This window comes from Paenibacillus sp. 2TAB26, assembly GCF_052115145.1.
Lineage (GTDB): Bacteria > Bacillota > Bacilli > Paenibacillales > Paenibacillaceae > Pristimantibacillus.
Genome location: NZ_JBFRGC010000015.1, coordinates 13,435 through 36,853 on the forward strand (window position 1 = coordinate 13,435; position 23,419 = coordinate 36,853).

28 protein-coding genes and 1 riboswitch are annotated in these 23,419 nt (G+C 44.4%); of the genes, 20 read left to right on the forward strand and 8 right to left on the reverse strand.

Annotated features, from left to right (window positions below; genetic code table 11):
- Positions 1 to 3 precede the first annotated feature (3 nt).
- The 3 genes from AB4Z50_RS17975 to AB4Z50_RS17985 are packed head-to-tail and all read right to left on the reverse strand — an operon-like array spanning position 4 to position 2,622.
- Positions 4 to 1,029 carry an ABC transporter substrate-binding protein gene (locus tag AB4Z50_RS17975; RefSeq protein ID WP_441880974.1) on the reverse strand — a complete coding sequence of 342 codons (1,026 nt, stop codon included), beginning with the start codon at positions 1,027 to 1,029 and terminating at the stop codon, positions 4 to 6.
- Positions 1,026 to 1,802, reverse strand: a complete 777-nt coding sequence (locus AB4Z50_RS17980) for an ABC transporter permease (protein ID WP_441880975.1) — start codon at positions 1,800 to 1,802, stop codon at positions 1,026 to 1,028. The genes AB4Z50_RS17975 and AB4Z50_RS17980 overlap by 4 nt, the downstream gene beginning before the upstream one ends.
- Positions 1,783 to 2,622 carry an ABC transporter ATP-binding protein gene (locus AB4Z50_RS17985; protein WP_441880976.1) on the reverse strand — a complete coding sequence of 280 codons (840 nt, stop codon included), beginning with the start codon at positions 2,620 to 2,622 and terminating at the stop codon, positions 1,783 to 1,785. Before AB4Z50_RS17985 ends, AB4Z50_RS17980 begins: the two co-directional genes overlap by 20 nt.
- A 24-nt stretch (positions 2,623 to 2,646) precedes the next feature.
- A riboswitch (TPP riboswitch) is annotated at positions 2,647 to 2,749 on the reverse strand.
- A gap of 87 nt (positions 2,750 to 2,836) precedes the next feature.
- Here AB4Z50_RS17985 and AB4Z50_RS17990 point away from each other — a divergent pair.
- The 9 genes from AB4Z50_RS17990 (at position 2,837) to AB4Z50_RS18030 (ending at position 10,420) form a co-directional block, all read left to right on the forward strand.
- Positions 2,837 to 3,394 (forward strand): DUF1273 domain-containing protein, encoded by a 558-nt coding sequence (locus AB4Z50_RS17990; RefSeq protein ID WP_076266769.1) that lies wholly within the window; start codon positions 2,837 to 2,839, stop codon positions 3,392 to 3,394.
- Between the two features lie 204 nt (positions 3,395 to 3,598).
- Positions 3,599 to 4,204 carry a metalloregulator ArsR/SmtB family transcription factor gene (locus AB4Z50_RS17995; RefSeq protein WP_441880977.1) on the forward strand — a complete coding sequence of 202 codons (606 nt, stop codon included), beginning with the start codon at positions 3,599 to 3,601 and terminating at the stop codon, positions 4,202 to 4,204.
- 349 nt (positions 4,205 to 4,553) lie between these two features.
- Complete coding sequence (locus AB4Z50_RS18000; protein WP_441880978.1) at positions 4,554 to 4,961, forward strand: DUF6855 family protein; 408 nt, start codon at positions 4,554 to 4,556, stop codon at positions 4,959 to 4,961.
- Between the two features lie 192 nt (positions 4,962 to 5,153).
- Positions 5,154 to 6,164, forward strand: a complete 1,011-nt coding sequence (locus AB4Z50_RS18005; RefSeq protein ID WP_441881080.1) for a S66 family peptidase — start codon at positions 5,154 to 5,156, stop codon at positions 6,162 to 6,164.
- 118 nt (positions 6,165 to 6,282) lie between these two features.
- Positions 6,283 to 6,711, forward strand: coding sequence for a pentapeptide repeat-containing protein (locus AB4Z50_RS18010; protein ID WP_441880979.1), 429 nt, complete (start codon positions 6,283 to 6,285; stop codon positions 6,709 to 6,711).
- Positions 6,712 to 7,129: 418 nt separating this feature from the next.
- Positions 7,130 to 7,429, forward strand: coding sequence for a hypothetical protein (locus tag AB4Z50_RS18015; RefSeq protein ID WP_441880980.1), 300 nt, complete (start codon positions 7,130 to 7,132; stop codon positions 7,427 to 7,429).
- 233 nt (positions 7,430 to 7,662) lie between these two features.
- Entirely contained in the window at positions 7,663 to 8,139 is a 477-nt protein-coding gene (locus AB4Z50_RS18020) for an NUDIX domain-containing protein (protein ID WP_441880981.1), read from the forward strand.
- Between the two features lie 156 nt (positions 8,140 to 8,295).
- A complete protein-coding gene (locus tag AB4Z50_RS18025; RefSeq protein WP_441880982.1) occupies positions 8,296 to 9,651 on the forward strand; it encodes a hypothetical protein in 1,356 nt (451 codons plus the stop codon).
- A 100-nt stretch (positions 9,652 to 9,751) separates the two neighbouring features.
- Positions 9,752 to 10,420, forward strand: coding sequence for a DNA alkylation repair protein (locus AB4Z50_RS18030; protein ID WP_441880983.1), 669 nt, complete (start codon positions 9,752 to 9,754; stop codon positions 10,418 to 10,420).
- A 1-nt stretch (position 10,421) separates the two neighbouring features.
- Here the strand turns inward: AB4Z50_RS18030 and AB4Z50_RS18035 are convergent, their stop codons facing one another.
- Positions 10,422 to 11,813, reverse strand: coding sequence for an MFS transporter (locus AB4Z50_RS18035; RefSeq protein WP_441880984.1), 1,392 nt, complete (start codon positions 11,811 to 11,813; stop codon positions 10,422 to 10,424).
- Between the two features lie 122 nt (positions 11,814 to 11,935).
- On the opposite strand from AB4Z50_RS18035, the gene AB4Z50_RS18040 reads away from it, so the two are divergent.
- Complete coding sequence (locus tag AB4Z50_RS18040; RefSeq protein ID WP_441880985.1) at positions 11,936 to 12,241, forward strand: ArsR/SmtB family transcription factor; 306 nt, start codon at positions 11,936 to 11,938, stop codon at positions 12,239 to 12,241.
- 80 nt (positions 12,242 to 12,321) lie between these two features.
- Complete coding sequence (locus AB4Z50_RS18045; protein WP_441880986.1) at positions 12,322 to 13,890, forward strand: sensor domain-containing diguanylate cyclase; 1,569 nt, start codon at positions 12,322 to 12,324, stop codon at positions 13,888 to 13,890.
- A gap of 52 nt (positions 13,891 to 13,942) precedes the next feature.
- Here the strand turns inward: AB4Z50_RS18045 and AB4Z50_RS18050 are convergent, their stop codons facing one another.
- On the reverse strand, positions 13,943 to 14,614 hold the full coding sequence (locus AB4Z50_RS18050; protein ID WP_441880987.1) for a class I SAM-dependent methyltransferase: 672 nt from the start codon (positions 14,612 to 14,614) through the stop codon (positions 13,943 to 13,945).
- 129 nt (positions 14,615 to 14,743) lie between these two features.
- Here AB4Z50_RS18050 and AB4Z50_RS18055 point away from each other — a divergent pair, with 129 nt between their 5' ends.
- The 4 genes from AB4Z50_RS18055 (at position 14,744) to AB4Z50_RS18070 (ending at position 16,844) form a co-directional block, all read left to right on the forward strand.
- Entirely contained in the window at positions 14,744 to 15,319 is a 576-nt protein-coding gene (locus tag AB4Z50_RS18055; protein ID WP_441880988.1) for a GNAT family N-acetyltransferase, read from the forward strand.
- Positions 15,320 to 15,435: 116 nt separating this feature from the next.
- Complete coding sequence (locus AB4Z50_RS18060; RefSeq protein WP_441880989.1) at positions 15,436 to 15,672, forward strand: hypothetical protein; 237 nt, start codon at positions 15,436 to 15,438, stop codon at positions 15,670 to 15,672.
- Positions 15,673 to 15,917: 245 nt separating this feature from the next.
- Positions 15,918 to 16,319 carry a hypothetical protein gene (locus AB4Z50_RS18065; protein ID WP_083681694.1) on the forward strand — a complete coding sequence of 134 codons (402 nt, stop codon included), beginning with the start codon at positions 15,918 to 15,920 and terminating at the stop codon, positions 16,317 to 16,319.
- 135 nt (positions 16,320 to 16,454) lie between these two features.
- Positions 16,455 to 16,844, forward strand: a complete 390-nt coding sequence (locus tag AB4Z50_RS18070; RefSeq protein ID WP_441880990.1) for a cytochrome C oxidase subunit II — start codon at positions 16,455 to 16,457, stop codon at positions 16,842 to 16,844.
- A gap of 69 nt (positions 16,845 to 16,913) precedes the next feature.
- Here AB4Z50_RS18070 and AB4Z50_RS18075 read toward each other — a convergent pair whose 3' ends face one another.
- The gene (locus tag AB4Z50_RS18075) at positions 16,914 to 17,180 is read right to left on the reverse strand and encodes a hypothetical protein (protein WP_076266782.1); all 267 of its coding nucleotides are present in this window, start codon (positions 17,178 to 17,180) and stop codon (positions 16,914 to 16,916) included.
- Between the two features lie 110 nt (positions 17,181 to 17,290).
- Between AB4Z50_RS18075 and AB4Z50_RS18080 the strand changes: the two genes are divergently transcribed.
- The 5 genes from AB4Z50_RS18080 (at position 17,291) to AB4Z50_RS18100 (ending at position 20,118) form a co-directional block, all read left to right on the forward strand.
- Positions 17,291 to 17,578 (forward strand): Dabb family protein, encoded by a 288-nt coding sequence (locus AB4Z50_RS18080; RefSeq protein WP_339203604.1) that lies wholly within the window; start codon positions 17,291 to 17,293, stop codon positions 17,576 to 17,578.
- 152 nt (positions 17,579 to 17,730) lie between these two features.
- Positions 17,731 to 18,150 carry a DUF86 domain-containing protein gene (locus AB4Z50_RS18085; RefSeq protein WP_441881081.1) on the forward strand — a complete coding sequence of 140 codons (420 nt, stop codon included), beginning with the start codon at positions 17,731 to 17,733 and terminating at the stop codon, positions 18,148 to 18,150.
- 150 nt (positions 18,151 to 18,300) lie between these two features.
- Positions 18,301 to 18,957 carry a helix-turn-helix transcriptional regulator gene (locus AB4Z50_RS18090; RefSeq protein ID WP_339209688.1) on the forward strand — a complete coding sequence of 219 codons (657 nt, stop codon included), beginning with the start codon at positions 18,301 to 18,303 and terminating at the stop codon, positions 18,955 to 18,957.
- Between the two features lie 216 nt (positions 18,958 to 19,173).
- Positions 19,174 to 19,650, forward strand: a complete 477-nt coding sequence (locus AB4Z50_RS18095) for a DUF948 domain-containing protein (protein WP_339203601.1) — start codon at positions 19,174 to 19,176, stop codon at positions 19,648 to 19,650.
- Between the two features lie 51 nt (positions 19,651 to 19,701).
- Positions 19,702 to 20,118, forward strand: a complete 417-nt coding sequence (locus AB4Z50_RS18100; protein ID WP_441880991.1) for a YtxH domain-containing protein — start codon at positions 19,702 to 19,704, stop codon at positions 20,116 to 20,118.
- 134 nt (positions 20,119 to 20,252) lie between these two features.
- Here AB4Z50_RS18100 and AB4Z50_RS18105 read toward each other — a convergent pair whose 3' ends face one another.
- Together AB4Z50_RS18105 and AB4Z50_RS18110 are read right to left on the reverse strand one after the other, a co-directional pair.
- On the reverse strand, positions 20,253 to 21,473 hold the full coding sequence (locus tag AB4Z50_RS18105) for a sugar phosphate nucleotidyltransferase (protein WP_441880992.1): 1,221 nt from the start codon (positions 21,471 to 21,473) through the stop codon (positions 20,253 to 20,255).
- Between the two features lie 170 nt (positions 21,474 to 21,643).
- Positions 21,644 to 23,389, reverse strand: a complete 1,746-nt coding sequence (locus AB4Z50_RS18110) for an alpha-glycosidase (RefSeq protein ID WP_441880993.1) — start codon at positions 23,387 to 23,389, stop codon at positions 21,644 to 21,646.
- Positions 23,390 to 23,419: the final 30 nt, after the last annotated feature.

Below are 23,419 nucleotides of genomic sequence, written 5' to 3' on the forward strand. Positions count from 1 at the left end.
AATTTACAAGTTTGAAAAAGCATCCTCAGCCTTTATATTGTCTGGCAGCAAGTCGTTATCGACGAGCCAATCCCTAACATTAGACCAAGAAGCAGGCTCCTGATATCCAAATGATTGCTTCCCTGCATCCATGAGAGGCAGAAGAATGTCCAAGCTTTTTGTCTCGATTACTTGATCGAGAGGGGAGGTCTGGTTCTCATGCTCAAATAAAATCGACAACGATTTTTGTTTATTTTCAGCTACAAATTGTTGACCCTCCGTAATGGCTGCGATGAAGCTTTTGAACAACGCCTGCTTCTCAGCTAGTCCTTGATCACTTGCTACAAGCACAAGCTCGTAATAATCCGGCACGCCAAAATCAGTTGGGTTTATCGCCGTCATGGGATGCCCTTCCTTGGCAAGCAGCAATTGCTCATGATTAATAAATCCACCGATGATCGCATCTACCTTATTGGTTGCTATAGCCGGAATAAAGGAAAAACCAACGTCAATCATTTCCACATTTTGCGGGTCGCCGCCGTCATGCTTAATCATGGTGCGCATCATTGCTTCATACAGAGGGATGGAGGAGAAGCCGACCTTTTTACCAACAAGTTCCTTGGGTGATTTGGCGCTTCCGCCTTCTGGTACCATTAGATGATTAAGTGGATGCCTGACGATTGCTGCAATGGATTTAACAGGAATTTCCTCGCCGCGAGCCATCAATACCTGTGGCTGGTAGCTGAGCGCCAAATCAACCTTGCCGGCAGCCACTAGCTTCAATGCATCATTCGTATCCGCGGGCATTTGAATGTTGACCTCTAAACCATGCTTCGCAAAATAACCGTTTGTTTGAGCCGCATAGAGGAAGGAATGCACCGCATTTGGATACCAGTCGAGCATAATGCTAATAGTCTGAGGATTCTGTTTTGCCGTAGTGTCCTCGGGTTTGTTTTCAGTTGGGACAGCGTTGCTGCTGCACCCGTTAAGTACGAGCAGCAGAGAAGCAAGCATCGGAATAATCCATTTCATTTTTGCTTTGATGATCATGTATTGAACCTCTTTCTCTTTAGTATTGATTTCTCCAATAGGACAATGGCAGCAAATAATAAGATGCCAATGAGGGATAGCAGAAAAACGGATGCAAACATGGAGTCGGCGTTCAAATTGCTGGACATTCGGCGGCTATAGTAGCCTAGGCCTTCACTGCCTCCAAGCCATTCACCGATGGTGGCGCCTACAACGCAATAAACGATCGATAACTTAAGTCCTGAGAAGAAGGACGGTAGGGCGATGGGGACTTGTATTTTTCTGAAAATACCCCAGCGCGTTGCTCCCATTGTGAGCAGCAGCTCTTCATATTCGCTACCGCTTTTCTTAAGCCCGTCATAGGTGCTCACAACGATAGGGAAAAAAGCAGTCAAAAAAACAACAGCGACCTTGCTCCAAATCGTATAGCCAAACCACATAATGAAAATTGGAGACAGAGCGATAAGCGGGATGGTCTGACTGATGACGACAAACGGGTACAGCGCCTTCTCCAGTATTCGGAAAGTGTGCATGCCTGCTGCGAGCGTAGTCCCAATAATAATCGACAATAGAAAACCGAGGGACACTTCTTTAAGCGTAGCCAGCAGATGGTTGCCAAGCAGCAGATGGCCATCTTCGATTAATGCCTGAGCTATTGAGCTAGGTGACGGCAGTATGTAGGGTGGAACCAATCCGAGCTGTACGACCGCTTGCCAAACGAGCAGTAAGCTAATGAGCAGCAGTATGAATAGTCCGTAATGGCTCAGCCACTGGTTAATTAGAGGTTTGCGCATGCAGTCTTCGCTCCAAATCTTGCCGCAGCTTGATGAAGTCGGGTTCGTAATTTTGCTCATAGTGTCTTGGTCTCGGCAAAGGAACGACTATTTCCTGTATCCCTTGCGCCTCGTTAGCTGCACTTGGCAATAAATAAATGCGGTCGCTCAGCAATATCGCTTCCTCAAGATCATGTGTGATAAAGAGTACTGTTTTTCCAAGGTCGCTCCACAGCTCTAGCAGCCACTTATGCATACCGCGTTTGGTCATGGCGTCAAGCGCGCCAAACGGTTCGTCCAGCAGCAGCAGCTCTTGTCCGGTTACTAGTGTGCGCAGAAAAGCTGCCCGCTGTCGCATGCCGCCTGACAACTCGTCAGGGTAAGCTTGTTCATAGCCTGCCAGTCCGAAGCGCTCTAGCAGCTCCAAGATTTGGATCGTGTTATAATGGGGATTGCTGCGTGTCATCTCAAGTGGAAGCAGACAATTGCCGAGTATTGTTCTCCATGGCAGAAGAAGATCCTTTTGCGGCATATAAGCAATCTTGCCGAGACGATTGGGGGTAGGCTTGCCATGCAGCCTAATTTCGCCTAGGCTAGGCTGAAGCAATCCAGCCATGAGCTTAAAGAGCGTGCTTTTGCCTGAGCCGCTAGCACCGATGATAGAGACAAACTCACCTGAGTAGGCTTGAAGCGAAAGATTAGACAGTATAGATGTTTCAGCAAGCTTGTCGTAGGTGTAGCTTACTTGGTGAAGTGAGATTATAGCTGTAATACGCATCCCTCCGTAAACAAATAAAGACCCACCCATTTCCGAGGGGAAATGAGCGGGTCTAACGATCACACAAGGCTTGCGCGCATGAATGAATGCTTTGCTGCTCCACTTCCCTCCGCTGGAATGATCCAGATCAGGTTCCAAGGGTCCGGAGCAGATGCTCCATCTCAGCCGTTAGGCTCCCCTAGTGAAATAAATAGATTTATATGCAATTTGTATTTTATCTACTATAGCATACACTGGATAGATGTAAACCATAATTATCCGAAAAGGCGTTGGACAAATGAAAAATTTACTCGTAACGGGCTACCGAGCGCATGAGCTTAATATTTTTAGCCAGAAGCATGAGGGCATTGTTTATATAAAAAAAGCGCTGACAGGCAAGCTGGTTCCGCTTATAGAAGATGGGCTTGAGTGGGTGATTACCCCGGGTCAATATGGCGTGGATTTGTGGGCGTGCGAGGTCGTTATTGCGCTGAAGGAAATTTATCCTCATTTGAGACTTTCAATTATTTCGGCATACAGCAATCCGGAAGAGAAATGGAAGGATGATAAAAAGGAGTTTTATCAGCAGGTTTTAAAAGGGGTCGATTATTACGCTTCGGTCAGCAACCAGCCGTATAATGGCATTTGGCAGTTTACGGCTAGGGACGAGCTGCTGTTTCGGAAAACGGACGGTATTTTGCTCGTTTATGATGAGGATGCAGGCGAGGGCAGCCCCAAGTTTTTTAAAGAAAAAGCGTTAAAGAAACAGCAGGCTGAGGGCTATGGTTATTTCAGCATAAGCTCGGAGGACATTCAGAGCATTGCGGATGATGACAACCTGTATTCGGAAAATTAACGATGCATGGGAGTTGAGTAAGAGGAGTTTATTTCATGCTGGCAGGCAGAGACCTGTCAGCTTTTTTTATGCGCAAAGCTGACAGTTTGTATTTTCGAGATTATTGTGTTTGACAAATAATAGGTGGCGTATTATTATCTGATTAGATAAACATCTAATTAGACGAAAGTTAAATTTGTTTGGTGGAGGAAGAGGTGGCGAACGGTGCAATTAGATAAGGTGGTAGCCTATCATAAGGCATTATCCGATCCGACGAGAATTAAATTGTTGATTATGCTGGCTGAAGGTGAGCTTAACGGACAGGTGCTCGCAGAGAAATTAGGCGTGACGCCTGCTACGATTACGCATCATGCAACCAAATTAAGAGAGGCCAGCTTAATTAATGAACGCAGAGAGAAAAATACGATTTATTTTTCGTTGAACCATTATTTTATTAAGAGCAACGCTAATGCGGCGGCGGAGCTCATTTATCGGAATGCAGGCACAGAGAAGGGAGTGGACGACATGGAGGACAGCAATAAGAAACTGAAGGATTCAGTCATCCGCAACTTTTTTACAGCTGAGGGTAAGCTGAAGCATATGCCGGCTCAGCATAAGAAAAAATTGATCGTGCTTCAGCATATGGTTTCTCATTTGACGAGAGGGAAACAGTATACAGAGAAGGAAATTAACGAATTTATCAAAGGTTATCATGACGACTTCGCGACCATTCGCAGAGAGTTCATTATGCATCAACTAATGTTTAGAGAAAATGATATTTACGAATTGAATCCCCAAGAAATATGGGCGAAGTGGGAGATTCTTTCGTAAGCGGAAGTTGTTTATGATAATAACGGACATCAGATGCCTTATTTGCTTTATTCCTCTTCTATTGGCATTGGTTGCGGACATGAAGGCCGTTATTTGGCTCTAATCGTTATAAAAGGCTGCGATTTCTGCCAAATAACGGACTCTATGTCCGATAGAATCTAATTTAGCCTTTAATATTGCAAATAAGGGCTTCTATGTCCGTTAGAAGTAAAACTGAACTCATCGAGCGGCTGCTGTGCTACTGCGTCATAAAGGAAAAGTAATTTTTTTATCGAATGTAGTAACTTCTGAAGGATATCTGAAAGATAAAGTACATAATAAGAGTGGATTACAAAAGGAGCGAATACATATGACGTTGGCAGAAGGTACTAAAGAAAACCCATGGAAATTAAAAACACCCCCTCATACATCTGAATATGAAATGTATAAGGATGAAAAGGACGGTAAAGAAATTTTAGTATGCACAGTTGGGAAGACGGTCTTGCATTATGATTTCCGCTGCATTGATGACTTAAGCGCGATGCTCAAACAACATGGTGACTGGATTGAGCTTGGAAGCGCCGATGAGCAGAAGCCTGCTAAAGAGGGTACTGTTGAAGCATGGGGACGCTCGTCTGAAAACCCGATTGGCGGCTGGTATGGATTGAAAAAAGGGTTGCGCGGCAGATTCGGAATGTATCTTCCACCATTAATGGAGAAGCTGGGGCTTGCAGAAGTAGAGCATAATCCAAGGAATAATCGGATGAAGTCCATTTAATCGCAGTGGTGTGAAAACTTGAAATAGGACGAGAACCATACAATCCTATTGTGAATGATTATTGAGTTCGAGTGATTGGCTGCCGCAATGGCAGCTTTTTTTTATTGTAAGAGTGATTGAGAACTTACAAATATTTGTATATATTCATTTAAAAAGAATGATTAGGAGGGTTATTCCTTGACATCCTCACAATTGAAACCCGATAAACTAAAACCCGGAGATACCATTGGAATTGTTTCACCATCCTCGCCTGTTGCTTTTTATTGCCCTAACAGGTTGAATCGTGGAATAAATGCTTTAGAAAATATGGGATTTAAAGTAATTACAGGACAGCATAGCAGGAAGAGAACAGGTCACACGGCTGGAAGCCTAAATAATCGTTTGGATGATTTTCATCATATGATTCATGACCCTGATGTAAAAGCAATTATCGCTACAATCGGGGGATACAATTCACATCAACTGCTTGAAGAATTAGATTATTCGCTTATTAGCAGCCATCCAAAAATTATAATGGGGTATAGTGATATCACTGCACTTTTAGCAGGCATACATGCAAAAACAAATCTTATTACATTTATGGGACCCGCTATTATGCCGCAATTCGGAGAATTTGGCGGGCTCATTGATTTTACATACCATTCCTTTGTAAGAACTTTAATGAAAGATACACCAATAGGAATGATTAACTCCAGCGATCATTGGACAGAGGAACATTTAAGCTGGGACATTGACGATTCACGCCCAAGAGCGACCGTACCTAATACAGGCATGAAGATTTTAAAGCCAGGGCATGCGAGAGGACCTATACTAGCTGCGAATATGGGTACACTTCTCCTGCTGGCAGGTACACCTTATTTACCAAGCTTCGAGGGCAAAATTTTGTGTCTAGAAGACGACGAGAGTGAGCATCCAAGTACAATTGATAGATATGTTACACAATTTCGCCAGATGGGTATTTTTGATCAAATTTCCGGTCTGATTATTGGAAGATTCCATTCAAATGTAGGATTTAATGAAGAAGATTCGTTGCAAGAGCTGCTGCAAAATGCAACGAGAGGATATGATTTTCCGGTTATATATGATGCGGATTTTGGCCACACGGACCCTATGATTGTACTTCCGAATGGTGTTATGGCAAGTTTGCAAGCCACTGAGGAACGAGGGATACTTTTTTCGATTGAAGAATCGGCCGTGCAATAATAAAATCTACTATATGTCATTTATTTCAATACATGATATTGTGAATATTATTTTGGACAGAAATCAGCTGCTGTTTTAAACTAGAATAGAATTCAAACGATAATTTGGAGGGTAAAATATGAAATTAGAAAATGAAAAAGAGATCCTGACAATCGTTAATTCAGATGTTACAGCTTCCAGCTTCAAAAATGTTCGGGCGGAGCAGGTCACGCTTAACTGTTGTAATCTTAGCGGTATGAATATGAATGATGTGAATTTAACGGGATTACATATCTCCGATGCTAATTTGAGTGAGTTTGTCATTGACGGTGCACAGTGGGGCGGAGCCCATTTTCGCAACATTGGATTCGGTAATCCAAATCAGCCTGATGTTGAATTCAACAGAACACCTGTACAATTAACCAATTGTAATTTACATCAAAGCGTGTTTACGGATTGCAATTTGAAGAATGCTAAATTGGACAACTGCGATATTTCTGGTTTAACTATAAACGGAATTGATATCGAAAGTTTAATTAAACAGTTTAAAGCTATGGAGCAAAAATAAAAATAAATCAACTTTATCCAGCGAGGCACGATCACTTAAAGCCGTAAAAAGTTCGCCAACAAGGCAGCCTTTTGCGGTTTTTTTTAGAATCAATGGGATGAGTTTTGCTAGTAGGAGTTGTTCACGATTTAGAAGTATCAGTAACGGACATAGAGGACGCTATTTATGCGGTTAACGTACAATCGGTTTGCTAACGGACATAGGATACGTTATGGCTGTGAAAAGGAGGATAAATATAACTTTTGAAGCTGAATAAGGTCCTCTATGTCCGTTAGTTTGCAAAAAAGGGTGAAAATGTAGCAAATAGAGTACCTGATGTCCGTTAGCAAAGCAACATTGATCTAAATTGTCACGTCTCTATAATATCTGATCGAAAAATAGGAGGAGAGCAGCTATTCGAAACCATATTTTAACTGCTTTGCCGATTCATTTGTTGGCATGGGCAATGATTCTTGCGGCAATGTTATTTGATCCATTTCGTTGGTTTTTAAACCCCATCGTTAATAACACTCCAGCATTTTTAACTGTTTCAAGATGGTTGGCTCAATCATTATTCATAACGGGTCTAATTGGCTTTTCCATATATAAGTTAAGAACGAGCCCGCAGCTGTCAAGAAAAGATTTGAATGTAGTTTCTGTACATGTTTTATTTTCTATTGTTCATATTACAGTCGTTAGTGCGGGTATTTTTATAGCGGTCGGCTTTGAAGATTTATAGTAAATCACTATCGTACATAAGCAAATGGATGCTGCGAATTAAATGTATTTCTATATGAAGGCTGCCAAAGGGCAGTCTTTTTGTATTGTTAGGTCGGCCTGATTGAGCAGAAAATGATGACTAAATAAAGCCGTTATTGCGAGTACTATGTAAATGTAGAGCTACAGGAATCCTTAAATCTCTTATAAAGTGGAGTAATCGAAGGTAAGTTAATGATGGAAGGAGAGGTAACGTTGGGTATAACGTCCAATAAAGATGGTTTTGAGCTATTGGCATGCCTGCCTATGAAAGAGGATGAGCTCAGAGAGGATGTACCTTTAGCGGGATCATACGCGGTAATCAACTGTGGCGAGCGATTTCTTATTTGTTTTAACAAGTGGAGACAACAATGGGAAGTACCCGCAGGGGGGAGAGAGGAAGGGGAAACACCGAGGGAATGTGCAAGCAGGGAGTTATTCGAAGAAACATCACAAATCGTTAATGACTTCGAGTTCATCGGGTTGATAAAAGTGAAGAAGCCTAATGGAGATATCAAATATAATCCCATTTATTATGCTAGTGTAGATAAGCTCGTCCCATTCCAAGCAAATGAAGAAACTGAGCAGATCGTACTTTGGGATTTAATTGAAGAAATTGGTTATATGGACGAAGTCGACAAAGCGGTTCTTGAGTGGTGCAAGGTTATCTCTGCTAAAGGTAAAAACGAATGAAATATTGTATGACAAAATAACGATGACAACCGAGCAAAGAAAAACTTAATAAATAAAATATATTTATTGACACTTTCATTTTTTAGCTGGTATACTATGGAACATTACTCATACCCGATTAAAAACATCGGAATTAGAAACATGGAGGCAATGTTCATGAAAAACACAAAAGCATCATACACAAAACTGCTAGTAGCACTCCTCTTATCTTTCTCTGTTATCTTTACACAATCAGCAGCCTTTGCGGCTCCGTCTGAAGCAGCGGCACTAAAGGAAGATGGCGCAGCACAGTATAAGCAGTTTTTGAAAGAAAAATTTAATGTCAGCCTCTCCAGCAAAGTGACGAAGGGTGAATTCATTGAAGCAGTAGCTGATATTCTTGGTTACGAGCCATCAGGCAAAGAGGTCACTTTCTCCGATGTAAAGTCAGATAACAAGCTTTATCCGGCAGCGGCGGCTTTGTATGAGAAAGGCATTTTGTCTGGCCCGGCCATTCAAGGCGATCAAGTGCTTACAAGCGCTGTAGCGATTTCCATTGCGGTAAGAGCAGCAGATTTGAAGGAGCTTGCTTATACATACCCGGCTGTTAAAGTAAACAAAGTACTAACGAAGCTGAACGTTAAAAGCAGCGCGCTTGGCACAAAAGGTGCGCAAGAAGTTGCAGCAGCAGTAGATACTGGCTTGCTGCCAGCTGAATTTTACACAGGCTTCAAACCAAAAAATGCAGCAAGCGATCAATTGATCCACACATTGCTTGGTAAAGTGCTTATTACAAAAGGTCTTTACAAAAAGTATATCGGTTATGTTAACGACAACGATATTTTCCAAAAGCTAAGCAGCGCTTACGAAACTTCTGATATTATCGATGCGCCAAAGCTGCAAAAGCTGGTAAATACTGCTTTGGAGCAAAGCTTGATCACAGGCTATAACATCAAGGACTCCCGTTTCAATGCTAACTTCATCGATTCTTTGTCTCTGATTTACGGTCATTCCGATTTTAATCACGCGATTCAGCTTATTGGTTTGCTTCGCAGTGAAGGCCTAAATGCGAAAGTGCAATTTGAGCCAAAAACATCCGCATTTATTTTTCTAGCAGAATGGGGCAACCCTGGTCCAAACGTAGTTAAAATTGCAAATGGCAACTATATTTCGTATTCCAAAGAGTATGACCTTGAATTTGAATTTGCAACTGCGGCAGATAAAGCAGCTTTCCAAGATGTTGTTCTAGCTTATGCGAAGAAAGATGAAGAGGATCAAGCGGGACTTATCGTTGCATCATGGTGGCAGCCGCTTTACTACTCACAAACTGCACTGAAGGATTATGAAATTATTACGAACAATTTTATTACAGATCCAGACAGCCCTTATACAGTAAACCCGTTCTCGCTTAATGAGGATTCTGCGAAGGTCGTTGCAGGATTTAAAGCCATTGATCCTAATGTCAACATTACGCCTACTCAATTTTGGGTAGATAAGCCATTCTTTAGATATTTGCATAACGAAGCAGCTTAATAAGATTATTTGGCAAAATAGTTACGATGAAGCAGCCCTGACCATCATTGATGGTTAGGGCTGCTTTGTGTTATCGTTCAAGAAAAGGAGCTGGTATTTGATGACTGCAATTGCGCATGCTTTGGAAGCAAAGTTCGTGGAGCACGCCAATCCGGAGACGGCTCAGCCTATGGAGGCTTACATGCGCGGCCAATTTATTTTTCTTGGCCTAAAGACTCCAGAGCGAACGCAGCTGCTGCGCGAGTTTTGGAAGCATAATGAAAAGCCAAAGGGCGAGGAGCTGCTGCAAACTGCAGAGCAGCTATGGCAGCTGAACGAGCGAGAGTTCCATTATGTGGCGATGGGATTGATGGAAAGATACAGCAAAGAGGCCGAGCCTTCACATATCGACAGGCTGGAGCGGTGGGTAACGACCCATTCTTGGTGGGATACCGTTGATTTTCTGGCAGCACATTTAGTCGGCAGTCAGCTCTCGAAATATCCGGAATTAACAGCGGAGTATACGGAGCGCTGGATCGATTCAGATCAGATGTGGCTCCGGAGAACTGCTTTGTTGTTTCAGCTTAGGTACAAGCATGATACGGATAGAGATCGGTTATTTGACTACATACGCCGCACGAAGGACGAAAGCGAGTTTTTCATTCGCAAAGCGATCGGCTGGGCGCTTAGAGAATTTGCAAAAACCGATGCAGCCTGTGTGCATCGGTTTGTAGAAGAAACGCCGCTCTCGCCGCTTAGCAAGAAAGAGGCGTTAAAGCATATCGTTTAGCTTAACGTCGATTTGACTCATCGAGCTGCTGCTTTGAAGAGAAATAGTACAGCCACGATGCTGCAATGGCGAAGGCGGCAATGACGCCCATTCCCCAAAATATATTTGAAAATGCGCGGCCAAGCGGAACACTGCTTTGTGCCGCGAGAACGATACCGCTAATCGCTACGCTGAAAGCACCGCTAATGAATTGCGACAGCTGGAATAAGCCCATTCCAGCACCTACATGCTCACTTGGTAAAATTCTTGACAGCTCGTTCGAAACGCCCGAGTTTAACGCGGAGAAACTAACGCTCATCACGATATAAATTGCCATGACAACGTAGATGGATTGATCCGCGAACAAGGCGAAGGAAACAGCAGCGAGCAAGAGAAAGCAAGGAGTTAGTCGAAGCAGCAAGCTGTTGCCGTGTTGATCAATGATTTTTCCAATGCGATTGGAGGAAAGCATAGCTACAATGGCTCCCGGAAAAATAATGAGACCTGCTTGACCTGGTGTCAGCTTGAACAGGTGAATCAGCACCTGAGGCAGCAGAAAAAGTGTAGAAAAATTGTTAATGTAAGATACGACACCAAGTGTAATCAGACGAATATACCTTTTATTGCGGAACAGAGTAGGCTGAACAAAAGGATTTACTGCACGATTAATCCGTATCCAGAATAAGATTAGTGCAAGTATTCCGCCAATAAGAGCAATCAAGAAATGGTTCGTAATATAGAGCAGAACACCGGTGGAGCCAATTCCGACAAGTGCTGCACCTAGAATATCGAAGGACCCCTTGTTCGATGGTTCAACCGGCAGCAGTCGATAAAACACAGGAATGAGTAAAAGTGAGATTCCGGTAACGATAAACAGATCGTTCCAGCCTAAATATTGTGTTATAGCACCGCCGATGACGGGGCCTAGACCAAGGCCGAGTGACGCAGCCGAAGTAATAAGTGCCATGGATTTGCCCCGGCGAGCAAGTGGAATGAATCGTGTAATGAGAACGATGGTTAAACTAAGGACGGAGCCCGCTCCGCAAGCTTGAATCAGGCGCGCGACAAGCAGCAGTACATAATGATGACTAAAATAACCAAGCACAGATGCGCCGCCCATGGCGATTAAGCCAATCGTGAGCAGCAGACGAATCGGAACAAAGTCAGAGAGTCTGCTGAAGGTAATCGATGAAATGGCAAATATAATGGAATAACCCGTTATGATCCATGAAGCTGCCGATGGGGATAGCATAAACTGAGCCGTTACTTGGGGCAAGGCCAGATTAAACATCATCGTATTCATGATCACAATAATTACGGTTAAACCTAGCAGCGGGATAACGAGACCGTCTCTAAAGGCGGGCCGCTCCTCGGTGAATACGGGTGGGACAGTAACAGCGGCACTGTTTCTCATATAGAACCTCCAAAGTTGTCTCTTTATCTATTTTCATTGTACGAATATTATCGTACAATGAAAATATAGCATGAGCTATGGTATAATGCAATAAGTACTTAATGAGAGAGGTGCGAATGCCTTTGAAAATATTATTCCATCCCAATCGTGAGGATATTGAGCTTACTTCTGTTTTATATGCATTAAGTGATCCTATTCGGCTTAGCATTGTTGTCGCTATTGTTAAGCATGGCGAGCAGTCCTGCGGCCACTTTGATCTTCCTGTCGTAAAGTCTACAATGACGCATCATTTCCGTACATTGCGTGAAGCGGGTGTAGTGAATGTTAGAAAGCAAGGCACCCAGCATTTTTTGACGCTGCGCACAGAGGATTTGGATGCTCGGTTTCCAGGCCTGTTAACGGCCGTTATTCAACCGGCTTCTGTATAGACGAAAGTAAGGACTATTTCTTTTCTCGCCCATATACGCTAAAATAAGGCTGTACTTTGGCAACGAGAGAAGGAACAACTGTGGGTACACGCAAAGGCTTAAAACTTCGATTCGTCTTGGGGCTGTTCGTAATCGGCTCTGTTATCTTAACCGCCATCATCGGCGGTTATTTTGCATGGACGACAAATAAGACTTCACTAACGTCGGGTTATTTGGAAAGCAATTATCAATATGCGCAAAAGCTGTCCTCTAATACGAAAGAATTATTGGATATTATTAGCAACAATGTTGATGCCATAGCGGCAAGAGCAGGCATACAAAATATATCGCAAAAGGAATTGGATAGCTGGTACGATGCGAATGAGCAATATTTTAATGCGATTATCATTGTGGATTCCAATCGTAAAGTGATGTTATCTAGTTTGTCAAACGGAGGAGTCAAGGCAGGGGCAGTGCTGAACTCTTACGCATCGAAGCAAGCGGTTGAACAGAAACGCCCGCTTATTTCAGAGCCTTATGTGGGGACAACAACGAACCAGCTTCTTATGCTAATTTCTTCACCCATATTTAATGAACAAGGCGAATATGAAGGTTTTGTAGCTGGAACCATTTATTTGAGCGAGAGCAACGCGCTTAGCAAATTGCTCAACGAACATTTTTACGGAAACGGATCTTACGTCTACGTAGCAGATAAGCAAGGCCGCCTTATTTTCCATCCGGACCATCAGCGAATTAATGAAATAATTGCTTCAAATGAGGTTATTAATAAGGCGTTAGCTGGCCATAGCGGATCGCAGGAGATCGTTAATTCAAAGCAGAATCGTTATTTTGCGGGTTATGCGAACGAGTCGATAACCGGTTGGGCCATCGTAGCACAAACGCCTGCTTCAATTATTGATAAGCCGTTAAATGAATTGATATGGAGTATACTGCTGCAATTTCTCCCGTTATTTATCGTAATCCTGCTGCTTGCGTGGTATGTTTCCCATTTAATATCGAAGCCTCTATTTGAACTAGCTGCTTTCTCAGAGGAAGCGATTTTATCAACAAAGGCGATACGTTCCAAAATGCCCAAAACAAATTCTTACATCTATGAAGTGAGACAGCTTAATCAAAGTATAAATAACCATTTTAATTTACTGAACAAGGAAATTCGATTGGATGGGCTTACGGGACTTGCGAATAGGAAAACATTTGATTTGACCATTCAGGAGTGGATTGCCGAGGATATACCGTTTGCGCTTATACTGCTGGATGTTGACCATTTCAAAAAAATTAACGATCAGCACGGGCATCTTATAGGAGATGAAGTATTAATCTATACAGCTGCGCAAATAAAAGCATTTTCCAGAAGTCACGATCTTAGCTTCCGCTACGGCGGTGAAGAGTTTGGCATACTGGTTAAGCTAGGAAGCATTCCTACGGCAACCAATATTGCGGAGCGGCTTAGAGAAGGAATCGCTGCTGGCGCGAGTCCGACTGGCAGTCCAATCTACGTTTCAATCGGCATTTCAATGTCGAGTGGGAAGGCGAAGGATGCGAAGGAAATAATTGAAATGGCGGATCAAGCGCTTTATCGCTCGAAGGAAACAGGCAGAAACCGAACAACGGTTTACGACAATAAGCCATTAAGCGGACGAGAGGATTAGTTGTTCGGTTAAGGCTGCTCTGCTCCATACGCCATTCATCCTAAATAGAAAATCATACTGGTTTGTTTAACAGTACTCTAAAGCAATATAACGTTCCCCACATATTTGAACTAATTGCAGTAGATCTGGGCGTCGCCTCAAATTCGCCGCCATATGTGAGTCCTGCGGATTCGGCGGCGCGTTTGAGCTGCTGCAAGTCAACGGTCGGATAATCGAAGGTTAGCGCGATCTGGCCTCCTGGTTTCACTGTTCTTGCGAATTCTTTTAAGCTGAGGTCCTGATCTACATGTCTTAGATGCTCAAGCACAGAAATACAGAAGATGATGTCAAAATAATTATCCTCATAAGGAAGGTCAGTTATACTTGCCTGAGCATATTGAACCTTGGACCAACCCTGGTGGTTGGTTATTAACTGGAGAGCTGGCTGTCCTACGTCCTGAATAACTTCCTGAGAAATAGCCTCCCACGAGCTAATGCGCGCATCGAAATCGCAAGCATGCACCTCCTTGCAAACGCCACCCAAATAAAATTTTAATGGGTGCGAAATGCCGCAGGCTGCATCCAGTACGATATCATTTGGTGAAATGAGCGTTCGGCACCATTCATACTCATAGGGACGGCTCCACCAGGTTTCAGGCAAAGGATAGATAAGCGTATCTATCCTCGGATCAGTCGATGTGAAGAAGCGTGCTTCTTCGCGGCTGTGTTCATTTGGATTTAACATGCATTATTTTCCTCCCGCAAACGTGATTATATGGCAAGTTCACATGCAAGGCTCATTTTTCAAGCTTATGATGCAAGGGAAAGATTATGTATTTTACGTGTTTGTATGATGGGAAAAGGGGTTGAATAGATGGGTGCGTCATTCTCATTTCAGACGTTTCCGCGAATAGAGACGGATCGTTTTATTTTGCGAAAAACAGAGCAGCGGGATGTGCATGAATTGTTTGAGCTCTATTCCAATGATGATGTTGTCAAATATACACCGCTGCTGCCTTTCTCGGCAGAAGACGAGGCATGGCAGGAAATGAATTGGCATTTGGAGATTTATGCTCTACAAATAGGCATCAGATGGATAATTGAAGAGAAGAGCTCGGGTAAAGTAATCGGCACCTGTGGGTTTTTACATTACTTGAAGGAGCATGCGCGTACGGATTTAGGTTATGATCTATCTCCAAACTACTGGCGGAAAGGGATTATGAGTGAGGTAGCGGCGCCCATTATCGCTTTTGGCTTCAACAGCATGAAGCTCCATTGCATCGAGGCAAAGGTAGATCCGTCAAACACTGCATCGATCAACTTGCTCTGTAAGCTCGGTTTCAAACAGGATAGTCAGCCAAGGGAATTTGAGTTTGAGGATGGGAATTTTATTGAGCTGCTTGTATTTACGATGCTGCGCAAGGAGTTTGAATTATTGCACGCACGTTAGCGTCTTTCGCAAAGGACGTTTTCATCGTATAATAGGAGGAAGCGAGCCGCAGGAAGCTAAATGTATACTTGCTCGGCGGTGCTGCTTTATAATACTTTTTTTGGGAGGCATTACTAATGTCTATTAGCAAGGCGAGAAAAGCAAGGCAGAAGCTGGCGCAGCAAGGGCGCATGACGCCGGATGCACTGCGGGGCAGCTGGCTGGGCGTCAATCCAACGATCAAACGTACACCTACTTTGCAGGAGAAGCAGGCGAAGCTGAATAAGAAACACCGAAGGAATCACGCGAATTACAGCGATGGTTCCTTTTGTATTTATAGGGGTTGTTTGGTTTGGGAGAAGCAGGTTAGTTGACTTTGAATTTCGTGATTTTACTATGGTAATATGAAGACGTACATAATGAAAGCATGTTGCATTACATTGGGTTTGGTAAAAATTGATTTATGCCTATGTCATGCAACGGATACGAATCAATGACTCACAAACAGTCGTGCCAAGCAGGATTAAAAGTTAACTTTTGGGTAATAGTAAATTAACTTGCATCAAATCCTCGCTCCTCGCTATAATAAGAACAAACGTTCTTATTTGGAGGGGTGGCAATGGCCGCTAAAGAGGAAGAAGCCCGCGGAAAAGTCAGAATGGCAGCTAATCCACCGATACAGACCGAGGAAGAGCTTGTGCTGGTGAAGCAGTACGTTTTGCTTGGCATTGTTATGCGTATTTTGGATCATGATATACGTGTGATCGGCACTTCAGCCATTAAACTGCCGCGGTTTTATGAATCGATGATGCGCGGCATGCAGGATCGGGTGCTGCTTGACCTCGCTGGAATTAGAAGGAAATTCCGCGAAACAGGAATAAAGGTGTATGAGGAGAAGCGCGAAGCCGATGGTTTGCATGCCGAATATGTGTGCAGAGGGTACCATCATCGTTTTTTTATGCTGTGGGGCTTTGTAAAAGCGGAGTCTGAACGGGTGTTAAAACAGTATTTGTCCAGCTAATTTTGTAATTGTTCATGGTTTTGTCAAAATAACAAAAAAACTTTTCAGCTTTCCGTAGTTTAAGGTTGAGAACTTCGGACGATCTTATGTAATATAAGAGGTAGACATTATGATCGCAAAGGGGAGCACATAGCAATGCATAAGTGGATTATGTTTACTGTATTCGCAGCGGCGTCTTTGCTGGGCTTATATTTGCTCACATTCGCACTGCCAGCTAAGCCGGTTGATGAGTCTGCCTCGTTGCCAGAGGGCATGACTTTATTGAAGGTTGTAGCGTCCAACGATTTTGTATTTGATCAAAAAGAGTACAAAGTTAAAGTTGGAGACAAAGTTAGACTAAAACTTTCCAACAAAAGCGGTATCCACGGGATGCATATTGACGAGCTTCAAGTAGCTTTGGATAACGATCACCCGGAAACAGATTTGGAATTTAAAGAGCCAGGTACTTACAGAATCTATTGTTCCATTCCATGCGGTCAAGGACACACAACGATGGAATCGACTTTAGTGGTTGAAGCAGCCTAGTGCGTAATTGATTCATGTGCTGTAGAAATGAGAAAGGAGCCGAAAGGCTCCTTTTTGCCTAAAATAAAGCTATCGTGCTGAACGAGGATGATGCTCTTTATCACGACTGCGTACGATTAGAACGTCGGCGAGAAAGCCAAGCAGCGCCCATGTAGCAACAGTAAGCACATACATGAGCAAGACGTTAACCTCGTGCACGTCAACAAATAAATCAACGACCCATGCGGGAATGCTAAACATGAAGAAAACAAGATTGTGCGGGTCGTAACCCGTGGAGTTGAACAAGCAGATAGCTAGTCCAATAATTGTTGCAACAATTGTAACCGGATAGCGCATAACGTACACCGAGCCCCTTCGTGTTAAAGATTGCCGTAATGCGACTGCATAGGTTATTATGTGACAAATAGACAAAAGTTATGCGTCAATATTAGAGGAGGAACTAAATAATGCTTACTCATATCGTATTTTTTAAATTAAAAGATGGCAGCGCAGAGAGCGTAGCGCGTACCGCACAAGTGCTTAGGGATATGGAAGGGCAAATCGATGTATTAAAGTCGATTGAGGTTGGCGTGGACGTTGTGCATTCGGAGCGTTCTTACGATATCGCTCTTATTACGAAGTTCGAATCTTTGGAAGCGCTAGAAGTGTATCAAGTGCATCCTGTACATAAAAAAGTTATTGAACACATGATGCAAGTTCGTGAAGCTTCCGTCAGCGTTGATTTTGAAAGCTGAGAGGCAGGTTGAGCAGTTATGAGCGACATGAGGGATGTATACGAAATATTTACTTATTTGCTTGTTATCATATTTAGCAGCATTATTATGGTGGCGTGGCTGAAACGCAAAGGGAAAAAAAAGAAGCAAGGCTGAAAGCGGGCGACTGATTGATGTATTATGTGAATCGTGAACAAATAGCGGTAAGGTTGAATTCGATTACTGAAATTGCTTCGGCGCTGGACTCGCTTGCCGCTAATTGGCAGGGAACGGTGCTGGAGGGGCTGGCGCAGGAAAGAGCGCTGCATCTGGCTATTGAAACCGTAACAGATGTTGGCAGCTTCTTGATCGACGGGTTTATTTTGCGGGATGCGAGCAGCTATGAGGACATCATCGATATTACTGGCGAGGCAGGCGCGTTTCCGCTTGAAATGCAGGCGACGCTGACGGAGCTGGTGAAGCTTCGGAAGCCGTTAGTGCAGGACTATTATGTTTGGCCGAGAACTGAGCTTCATCCGCTTACGAAGACGCTTACTACTCTGCTGCCTGCCTTTAAGCAATCGATTGATGATTATTTAGAACGCGAGCTGTAGGCGTTTTTGCTATTTGCATGTAAACCATTACGATTGCAGAGCAAGCATAGATTATGACTTTATGATTGTTTTACGCTTGATTTACGAAAAACTAAAAATACGTTACAATGACGCTATCAAGCCTGCAAAGGTGGTGAAGGGTTGAAGCGGATGAAAACGGCAAGTGCATCAGATATAACGGCAGCTTCGCGCGGCGATCATTCCACGCGAGAGCGCATATTGATGCTGCTGAAAACAGGTGGCAGATTGAATGCTGGTTCCTTGTCAAGCGAGCTCGGACTAACAGAAATGGCAATCAGGCGGCATATGTATGCACTAGAGAGCGAAGGCAGCGTGAATATCGTATCGGTGCGGCAAGCCATGGGCAGACCGCTCCATGCGTATGAGCTGACAGCTGAGGCGGATGAGCTTTTCCCAAAAAATTATCATATGCTCGCACTCGACTTGCTGGGCGAGCTCGCTGATGACCCGGATACCGCAGCGCTTATTGACCGGATGTTTGATGGACGCAAGAACAAGCTGCTCGAGCGTTATGAGCCGCGGATGGCGGGCAAGAGCTTGGAGCAAAAGGTGAGTGAGCTCGCAGCGATTCAGAACGCTGGAGGGTATATGGCTGAAGTGGAACCACAAAGCGATGGCAGCTATATGTTGTATGAGTATAATTGTCCGATTGCTCAAGTAGCCGGCAAATATTTGCAAGCTTGCAAATGTGAGCTCTCCTTGTTTAAATCGCTGCTTGACGTGCCTGTTGAACGAACGGAATGTTTGGCGAAGGGCGGCGGCAAGTGCAGCTACCATATCGGTTGATGAAATAAATAGAGGTTGTCTTTGCAAATCGGAGAAGATTTGCTGAGGCAGCCTTTTTTTGTTGCCAATGTGGAGAAAGCAGTGATGCTTTATCATTTTTATTTCGGTTGTGTCATGACAAGCCCATGCTGCTTATACTGTCATTACGCAAGTGGGCATTCGTCTAGGAGCATATACGTATGATCCTGCAATTGATAGAGGAGGAGGGATGCAGGCATGGTCATGATGTGGAGCGCAGCGGTAGTTGCTGGAGCATTTGTCATTCTAGTTGGCGGTATACTCATTGCCTTGCGGTCGGCGCTAAGCAGAGTGAAGCAAGTGCAGGCTGAAGCGGAGGTTATGAGGCAGGACCTCAGTAAGTTATCCGCTGAGATTGGCGGGCTTGTGCAGCCGACCGAGGAAGCGATTCGCGCGGTACACCGTCAGCTGCAAGCCATGAGCAAGCTATTTGAAGCGGCAGGGCAGGTCGGCGGAGCAATTGCCCACACGACATCGACGGTTGAGCGGGTAACGTCTATATTATCGGAGTCGGCTGAGCAGCATGCGAAGCGGCACGAGACGAAGCGTCAAGTCGGTGAGGCGCTTGAATGGGCAGAGCTAGGGATGGCGGCATGGCAGCTGTGGCAAACTAGCCGAAAGGCAGCAACGACTGCCGAAGATGAGCATGGACCTGTATTCGAATCGGAATCTTAAGTCAAGGTGCTAAGGTCGAAGAGCACGCTAAACACGAAAGGAGCAAAAACAATGACAACACGTAAACAAACAAAAGGATTTTTTCTCGGCGCATTAGCTGGAGGTGTTGTAGGCTCGATTGCTGCATTGTTGCTAGCACCGAAGCCGGGCAAGGAATTGCGTCAGGATATTTCAACAGGCGCGCAGAAGGTTGGAGAAACGACGGTTAGAGTTGCAGGTCAAGTAGGCGATACGACGGGCCGTATTGCTAAACAGATCAGCGGCCAAGCGATTCAAATTGCCGATCGTACGAAACAAGCGGCAAGCAGCGTTGTAAGCACGGTAAGAGGCCGCAACAAGGGTACAGAGGAAACAGAAGCGGTTAGTGGCGATATTGCTTTTACAGAAGAGGGCAATGAGCAAGCAGCAAGTGCAATTGAAGCAGTAGAAGCCGGAGAAACAGAAGCTGCTACAGCAAAGGAACAATAGAGACTTAACGATAGATGCAACATACGTAAATTAGACAATGGGTAAAATGGTTCACTCGTATAATACAAAAAGGCAAACGGCAGGGAGCGAAGTCTCCTGCCGTTTGTTTTTTTATTCACGTGTATGGATAGGGGTTAGCCAACAATATGGTTGTGAACGTAATTGGATACGGGACGAAGCAAGCTTGCGAGCGGCTCCATATTGTAGTCGTTCATCGATGGTGAAGTTGCGGTAATGGCTTCACCTGGCCCTACTACAGAAATTTCATCATCTAATCGACCGATGAACGCGCCGTCATGAATGATAGCACCTTCACCGATAATGGCGCGATGGAGCGTAACATTTCTTCCAATTCTGGCTCCCGGCATGATGATGCTCTCATAAATTTCGCTGTTTACGCCAATCGTAACGCCTGAGCAAATGATGGAGCGTGTTACTTCTGCTTCCACAGCGCAAGCGGGGTGGAGGATGGAGTCGGTAATTGATGCTTCGGGGCTTAAGTAAGGCTTTTCGCTAGACTGGTTTGTTCCGGACTGAGCTGGCCACTTGGCTACACCAAGCTTTAGCTCGCCATCCAGCAGGTCCATGTTGGCTTCCCATAGGCTGTTGATTGTGCCGACATCCCGCCAGTAGCCTTTATAAGGATAAGCGATCATATTGGTTTTGGAGGAAAGAAGAGCAGGAATAATATCTTTGCCAAAATCATGAGTTGACGCTTCCGAAGCAGCATCTTCAATGAGTATTTTTTTCAAGTCTGCCCAGCGGAATAAATAAATGCCCATGGAAGCTAAGTTGCTGCGAGGATCCGAAGGTTTCTCATGAAAGGAATTGACCCGAAATTGTTCATCAGTTTCTAAAATGCCGAAGCGGCTTGCCTCGCGCCAAGGAACTTGTTTAACGGCGATCGTAACGGCTGCGCCGCGATTTTTGTGAAATTCAAGCATAGGCTTGTAGTCCATTTCGTAAATGTGGTCGCCCGAGAGGATAAGTACATGCTCTGGAGCTTTCTCATCGATAAAGTCGATGTTCTGATAAATAGCATCGGCCGTTCCTGCATAGCCCTCTAAACATTTGCTTGAAGAAGGGAGGAAGGATACTCCGCTATTCGCTTGATCCGTTTGATAGCCGTTCGTGGATTGATCTACATATTTATGAACGCTTTCGGCGCAGTACTGCGTAAGCACGCCAATCGTAGTAATATTTGAGTTTGCACAATTGTTAAGTGGAAAATCAATCATTCGGAAGCGATCGCCAAAAGGTACGACAGGTTTGGCAAACTGACTTGTGAGCGGGGCTAGGCGCCGCCCTTCTCCACCGGCTAACAACATAGCAATACATTCAGTATGGTTCTTCAATTCAATTTCCCCCTGACCAGTAAGTGTAGTAGTGTTGGCTCTGTTTCTTATATGGAGTCATTAACCTTTCATCGTGACTTTGAAACCGATACGGAGAAAAAAAGGGGGAAATAGATAAGTGAAAAGGGCTCTTGCTCCGCCAGCAAGACGGTGCAAAAGCCCTCAAATGATTAGATATTTCTATACAAAATTCGGAAGTCATGCGGGCCGAGCTCAAGCTGAAGCTGCTCTTCGAATGTGGTTACTTCTTCATTCGAGAGCGCATCTTTCCAATCGTCCGCCTCCATTGGATGCGTAAGCTTAACGGTTTCTTCGGTATTGTTAATCCAGATGGTGAAATGTTGCTTGGCGTTTAAGCGTTCATAAATGAAGGCGCCGCGTTCGTTATCTGCAAATAAGAAGCGGAATCGTCCATCACGAAGAACGGTATGCTGCTTGCGCAGGGCAATGAGGAGCTGGTAGAAATCAAACAGCTCGCGGTCCTGTTTGTCCGCATCCCATTCCATACATTTGCGGCAGTCCGGATCATCGCCGCCATTCATTCCAATCTCGTCGCCATAATAGATGCAAGGGATACCCATAGAAGTCATCATGAATACAACGGCTTGCTTTAAACGCTGCTTATCTCCATTTAAACGAGTTGACGCACGAGGTGTGTCATGACTGGATAGAAGGTTGAACATCGCCTCATTGGTTTGCTGAGGATATCGCATAAGTAAACGGTTGATTTGATCGGCGAAATCAGATGCTTTTCCTTCGGAGGAAGCAAAAAAATCCAAGATGTGCTGCGCAAATGGGTAATTCATCGAAGAGTCAAACTGATCACCGTGCAGCCAGTTAAGCGCATTGCTCCATACCTCGCCGATAATAAAAGCATCCGGCTTTTCAGCCTTAACGGCATGACGGAAATCCCGCCAGAAAGCATGATCAATTTCGTTGGCAACATCGAGCCGCCATCCGTCGATATCTGCTTCCTTAATCCAGTGCACAGCAACATCAAGCAAAAATTGTTTTACTTCCGGATTTGCGGTATTCAGCTTCGGCATATTGCCATAAAATCCAAACGTAGCATAATTTGCTGTACCGTCTTTGACCTCTACAGGGAAGCCATTCAAATGAAACCAATCCTTGTACTTCGAATTTTCTCCATTTGCCAGCACGTCTTGGAAAGGTGGAAACTGCTCGCTCGTATGATTAAAAACAGCATCCAAGACAACTCGGATATTTAGATCATGACAAGCGCTGACCAGCTTCTTAAGCTGCTCGGCATCTCCGAACTGCGGATCGATTTGCATATAATCGACCGTATCATATTTGTGATTTGACGGTGCTGTAAATAAAGGCGTCAAATAAATCGCCGTTACTCCGAGGTCCGTCAGATGCTTGAGATTATCCATTATGCCTTGCAGGTCGCCGCCAAAGTGGCTTTCGCCGCTCGGCGCTTCACCCCAGGGCTGTACGTTTTCGGGGTCGTTGGCCGAATCGCCATTTGCGAAGCGGTCGGGCATAATTTGATAGAAAACAGCTTCCTTTGCCCATTCAGGCGCATCAAACAAATCGACCGTATGAATAAAAGGAATTTCAAAATATCCGCCAGCTGGGGCGGGCTGCTCCTCAAAGATGCCATTCTCGATGAGCCATAACGTTTCTTCGCCGCTGCGTACACGAAAGCCGTACGAAAAACGCCGAAACTCCGGCTTGATGGCAGCTTCCCAATAATCAAAGAGGGAGTCGGCAGCTATTTTTTCCATCGGAACATCATGATGATGCTGATCCCAGTCGTATTTATCTCCTGTTACCGCAACAGCCTCTTCAATGTCATTTCTTTTGGTGCGGAGTCTAAGATGGAAAGTATCACGATCGTATGCATATGCCCATTTCAGATCCGATGAATGATGCAAACATTCTTTAAACAATGGCGTTCGCCCCTTATCATATGGTCTTCT